The following is a 5691-nucleotide window of genomic DNA, read 5'->3' as shown; positions in this document are numbered from 1 at the left end:
GAAGCGGACAAGTGATGTGCTACCAAAACCGGACAACTTGATTAGCTACCGACACCCCGCGAGGCTTCGGCGCGGTCTTTTGAGCCAGCCGTGGGTAGCCGGATATGTTCCTATGCGTCTTCCCTGACCGGCGGAGCGACCTTCTTCCAGTCTCCCGTGGTGTTCCACCAGCGGTTCGGGTTGGAGCGGTCGTCCAACCCCTTGGAGCGGCTGGCAAGGATCGGCTGAATGCGGATCACCGGCTCCTGATAGCTGTGGACCTGGAAAATCGCTTCGACAATGCGGGCGGCCAACGCCTGGTCGTCGGGCAGCTCGAACGACACTTCCACCGTGCCCGGCCGTCTGCGCAATTCCGTCTCGGCGCCGGCGGCCGCGCCTTCGAGTGGCCGGTAGCGCTCGATGCCGTGCGCCGACTGGTAGGCATTGCTGTCGTATTTGCCCATGGTGAGCGGTGCGATCGCGACCACCGCTTCCATGATGCGGTCGACATCGGAAGCCGGCGCCTGGAAGGTCACAAGCAGCAGCAATTCCATCCGCACCGATTTCGTTTCAAACCCGGAGTCGATCATGATGGCATCCTCAATCTGGTGGCGTGTTGCTGACAATCTACCCGGGTGCTGCTGACACGGTTATGTCAGCAGCCTCGCGCATACGAGACTCGATCGGGTCTTTCTAGAGGATTTTCCGGATGAGCCTGGCGCCGACCAGCGCGATATAGAAGGCGAAGAACATGCCGAGCGCCCAGCCGAAGCCGGAGGGGCCGAAAATATCCATGCCGATGCCGATCGCCTGTGGGCCAAGCACCATGCCGACGCCGTAGCAAAGCACGAAGGCGGCGTTGGCGGAGGCCAGTTCGTGACCGGAAAGCTGCGAGCCGAGATGGGCCAGGCCGATCGTGTACATCGCCGCGACCACGCCGCCCCAGACGAACAGAAGCGCCGCCATCAGGTGCCAATTCTGCGCGAAGTGCGGCATGAAGATGGTGCCGGCAAGCCCGATGGTTGCACAAGCCAGAAGCAGATAACGGCGGTCGCTGACACGGTCGCTGATCATGCCGAGCGGGATCTGCAACAGTACGTTGCCGAGACCGATCATGGTGAGCAGGAGGGCGGCGTCGGCCTCGGAGTAGCCGATGCGGCCGCCATAGATGGGGAACAGCGCAAAGCCGCCGGTCTCGACCGCGCCGAACACCAGCACCGCTGCGGTCGCCGTCGGCACCAGCCAGATGTAGCGCAGGAAGTTGCTGGTTTCGCCATTGGAAACGATCGTCGGGCTCTCGTTGCGTGCCGCCAGGACTGGGATGGCGGCCAGCGTCACCAGCGCCATGATGACGCCGAAGGGCAGGAAGCCGGTGCTGCCGAGATGGGAGAACAGCCACGGCCCGGCGGCAAAGCCGAGGGACAGCACGGTGGCGTAGATGCCGAGGACCAGGCCGCGCCGGTGCGGCGGCGCCGATGTGCTGATCCAGAATTCCGACAGGATGAACAGCACCGTCAGCGCGATGTGCAGCAGGATGCGCAGCGGAAACCACATCCAGAAGTCCGGTGCGAAATGGAAGCCGACAAAGGCCAGCACTCCCGTGGCGATCATGGCCAGCATCGTCCAGGCGACGCCGAACCGCATGGCGAGCGGGGTGGCGAGCGGTGCGCCGGCGATCGAGGCGAAGCCGGCGACGGCGGTGTTGAAGCCGATCATCGACGCCGAATGGCCGCGCGTTTCGAGGATGACGCTGAGCAGCGGCATGCCGAGGCCGATGGCGATGCCGACGACGCTGATCGACGAGATCGCGGCGATCATCGGCAGCCAGTGTACGCGTTCCTCGACCTCTTGCTGGGTATCGACCGTCATGGGATGTGAATGCTCTATGCTCTACAGAATTTCGCGGGCGAAGCGATTGCGGACGAGCCGGTAGAACGGCACGGAACCACCGGGGCGCAGCAGCGGATCATCGACGAGCCGCTTTTCCAGCTCCTCCAGGATAGCCCTGGTGACGTCGGGAATATCAGCCTGCCTGGCCTTGGCGAGCGGCAGCCAGACCAGTTCCTCCAACTCGTTGGTCGGGCCGCCGTCCGGCAGCTCCACGGCGACATCTTCGCGCCAGGCGCTGAAGAAGCGCGTATCGAAGCGCCGCACCTTGTTTGGCGGGGTGATGGCACGTGCGATGAAACGCAGCTCCGCCAGCGACGGACTTACGCCGTGCTTAGCAAAACCCTGCCAATCGCGCCTGCTCGTCGCGAAGGCGCCTTTCCGACCGATCAACAGGCCGGCCTCCTCATAGGTCTCGCGGATTGCCGACAGGGCGATGGCGCGGGCGCGGGCCGGGCTGATGCGGCCAACGCCGGCGGTCAGCCTCGCCTGTTCCTCAGGGTGCAGCGCGGTGGCAACGGGAATTCGGCTGTCGGCCGGATCGGTACGGCCGCCGGGAAAGACGAATTTCCCCGGCATAAAGGCGTGACGGGCGTGACGCCGGCCCATCAGCACCAGAAACTCGTCGCCCTTGCGGTCGAGCAGGATCAGCGTCGCGGCGTCGCGCGGGCGTATAGGCTTGGCGTCGAGCGCCATCCGCTCAACCTTGTCGACTTCCGCCTTGGTCATTACGTCCATGCGCACGACCTAGCGGAATCTTCTCCGATGCGAAAGTGGCGTCCAGCCATGCCGATTGCGCCAGCCTCGGTTTCAAGCCTCGGGATGCGACTCGATCAGATCATCTTCCCCGCCGAAGCCATGCATATAGAACGCCCATTGCAGGCCGATGACGGCGCCCTTGACCGGCTGCAGCAGGACGACCGCCATGAGGATGGTCAGCGGCACCCAGATGGCGATGTGCTGCCAGGTGGACAATGTGGAGGTCGCTTCGACGCCCATGAAGGCGCCGAGCACGATGTGGCCGACGATGACCACCACCAGATAGGCGGGCAGGTCGTCGGCGCGGTGGTGATGGAGTTCCTCGCCGCAATGATCGCACTTGTCGACGGTCTTGACGAAGGCTCGAAACAGCTTTCCTTCACCGCAATGCGGGCAGCGGCCAAGCGCGCCACGCTTCATTGCCGTCCACAGCGGGCGGGCGGCCCGGCCCGAGTGATGTTCGCCGCCGAAAACCTGTTGGTTCATTTTCAGATCGCTTGGCATTACCGTCTCCTGCCGCGCGAGCCTGGACGCGATTGCGACGCACGGGCGCGGCCTTTGGCCTTGTGAAACGACCGTTTGGAGCCGGGCAGCGGCTTTGGGTCGGTCAGCATCTCGAAACGCATCGCGCCGGCCATAGGCGCCACCTCGATCAGGCGAACCTCGACGCGGTCGGCAAGCTGATAGCCCTTGCCGGTGCGTTCTCCGAAGAGCGATCGGGCAGTTTCGTCGTATATGTAGTAATCGCCGTCCAGACTTGACACCGGGATGAAACCATCTGCGCCATACTGCGGCAATTGGACAAATAGTCCCGATTTGGTGACGCCCGAAATGCGTGCATCGAAACGCTCGTCGACACGCTCGGCCAGATAGGCGGCGATCAGCCGGTCGACCGTGTCGCGCTCGGCGGCCATGGCACGGCGCTCGGTGGCCGAGATCAGCGCGGAAACCTCTTCCAGCCGCTCCGCCTCGTCCTGCGTCAGTCCGCCCGCACCGAAGCCGAGTGCGGCAATCAGTCCGCGATGCACGATCAGGTCGGCATATCTGCGGATCGGCGAGGTGAAATGCGCGTAGCGCTTCAGATTGAGACCGAAATGGCCGATGTTGCTGGGCGAGTACTCGGCCTGCATCTGCGTGCGCAGCACCACCTCGTTGACCAGCCCCTCATGGTCGGCGCCGCGGACGCGATCCAGGATGCCGTTGAACTGGTTCGGCCGCATCTGCGCGCCGCGGGCCAGCGACAGGCCCAGCGTCTGCAGGAATTCGCGCAGCGATTCCTGCTTGGCGAGCGAAGGCGCGTCATGGATGCGGTAGACCAGCGCCTGTCGCTTCGCCTCCAGCGTCTCGGCCGCCGCGACATTGGCCTGGATCATGAACTCTTCGATCAGCTTGTGCGCGTCGAGCCGCTCCGGCACGACGACCCGATCGACAGTGCCGTCCTCCTTGAGCAGGATTTTCCGCTCCGGCAGGTCGAGCTCGAGCGGCTGGCGCGTGTCACGGCCGCGCTTCACGACGGCGTAAGCATCCCAGAGTGGCTTCAGCACCATGTCGAGGATCGGGCCGGTCTTGTCGTCCGGCACGCCGTCGATCGCGGCCTGCGCTTGGGGATAGGCGAGTTTCGCCGCCGATTTCATCATGATTCGGTGGAACGAATGCCTGAGCTTGCGGCCATCGGCCGCGAAGGTCATGCGGACTGCCAACGCCGGACGATCCTGGCTTTCGCGCAGCGAACAAAGATCGTTGGAGATGCGCTCCGGCAGCATCGGCACGACGCGATCCGGGAAATAGACCGAATTGCCGCGCTTCAGCGCCTCGCGATCGAGCGCGGTGCCATAGCGGATATAGGCGGCGACATCTGCAATCGCCACGGTGACGACCACGCCACCAGGGTTCTTCTCGTCCGGATCTGATACTGCGAACACCGCGTCGTCATGGTCCTTGGCGTCAGCCGGATCGATGGTGACCAGCGGCAGGTCGCGCCAGTCCTCGCGGCCGGCCAGCGTCGCCGGTTTGACCGCCTCTGCCTCGGCGATGACGTCTGTCGGAAAAATATGCGGAATATCGTGCGCGTGGATGGCGATCATCGAGACCGCCTTTTCGCTGGTCAGCGAACCCAGCACCGCCAGCACCTTGGCTCTGGGCAGCCCGTAGCGGGAGGCCCGCGCCGGCTCGACCTCGACCAGATCGCCGTTCTTGGCGCCGTTCTGGAATTCCTTGTCGACGACCAGCTCCGGCTGGCGTCTTTCGACAGGCTCGATGCGGAAGGTACCGTCCTGCAGCACGCGGAAGACGCCGAGAACGGCATCGGTGCGCTTCTCGAAGATCTTCATCACCCGCCCGGTGTAGGCGGGGCCTGTCGCGTCATCGGTTGGAAAGGTCTTGGCCAGCACGCGGTCGCCGATGCCCGGTGTCGGGCCGCCGCCGCCACGCGACACGCGGATCGCTATGACAGGCGGTTCGCCGTTGCCCACGGCTTCGGTTGGGTGTGCCAGCAGCACGCCGTCGGCGTCGCGGCCAAAGATGTCGAGCACGGCGACATGGGCAAGAGCGCCGACGCGGGCCAGCCGCTTGCGCTCCTTGGTCAGCAGGCCCTCATCCTGCAGGTCGCGCAAAATGTCCTTCAGCCAGATACGGTCCTCGCCGCGCAGCGCAAACGCCTTGGCGATGTCGCGTTTGCCGGAGCGATCCGGGTTTTCGGCGATGTAGCGCAGGATTTCGTCGCGGGACGGCCGGTAGTTATCCCTGACCTTGGCCCTCGTGTCGGCGGTGCGCAGATCGCCATGGCTTCTTCCGGATACCCTGCGCGCCACGATGCTTTATCCCTTTTTCTTGGCCGCCTTCTTGGCCGCCGGTTTTTTGGCTGCCGCAGGCTTTTTGGCAGGTGCGGCCGCTTTGCGGAAGGGCTTTCTGCCGCCGTTGCCGCCCTTGGCTTCCTTCTCGGCAATCAGCGCCACCGCGTCCTCGATCGTCACCGACTGCGGGTCCTTGCCTTTGGGCAGCGTCGCATTGACCTTGCCGAAATTGACATAGGGCCCGTATTTGCCGTCACGCACAACGATCTTGCCG

The 5691-nt window shown here is 64.4% G+C and carries 6 protein-coding genes; all 6 read right to left on the bottom strand.

Annotated elements, in window-relative coordinates:
* Positions 1-110: 110 nt before the first annotated feature.
* Positions 111-569 carry a hypothetical protein gene (locus tag E5W87_RS33470; protein ID WP_292407640.1) on the bottom strand — a complete coding sequence of 153 codons (459 nt, stop codon included), beginning with the start codon at positions 567-569 and terminating at the stop codon, positions 111-113.
* 103 nt (positions 570-672) lie between these two features.
* Positions 673-1848 carry an MFS transporter gene (locus E5W87_RS33465; protein ID WP_292407637.1) on the bottom strand — a complete coding sequence of 392 codons (1176 nt, stop codon included), beginning with the start codon at positions 1846-1848 and terminating at the stop codon, positions 673-675.
* Positions 1849-1869: 21 nt separating this feature from the next.
* Positions 1870-2604, bottom strand: coding sequence for an NUDIX domain-containing protein (locus E5W87_RS33460; protein ID WP_292407634.1), 735 nt, complete (start codon positions 2602-2604; stop codon positions 1870-1872).
* Between the two features lie 72 nt (positions 2605-2676).
* Complete coding sequence (locus E5W87_RS33455) at positions 2677-3129, bottom strand: DUF983 domain-containing protein (RefSeq protein WP_292407631.1); 453 nt, start codon at positions 3127-3129, stop codon at positions 2677-2679.
* A complete protein-coding gene (gene rnr, locus E5W87_RS33450) occupies positions 3129-5399 on the bottom strand; it encodes a ribonuclease R (protein ID WP_292407643.1) in 2271 nt (756 codons plus the stop codon). Before rnr ends, E5W87_RS33455 begins: the two co-directional genes overlap by 1 nt.
* Positions 5400-5441: 42 nt before the next feature.
* On the bottom strand, positions 5442-5691 hold a 250-nt coding region (locus E5W87_RS33445), incomplete at its 5' end, for a topoisomerase C-terminal repeat-containing protein (protein WP_292407627.1).

It is taken from the genome of Mesorhizobium sp. (assembly GCF_004962925.1).
Classification (GTDB): Bacteria; Pseudomonadota; Alphaproteobacteria; order Rhizobiales; family Rhizobiaceae; genus Mesorhizobium.
Note: the sequence above shows the minus strand (reverse complement) of the source record. Positions and strands in the feature narration are given on the sequence as shown.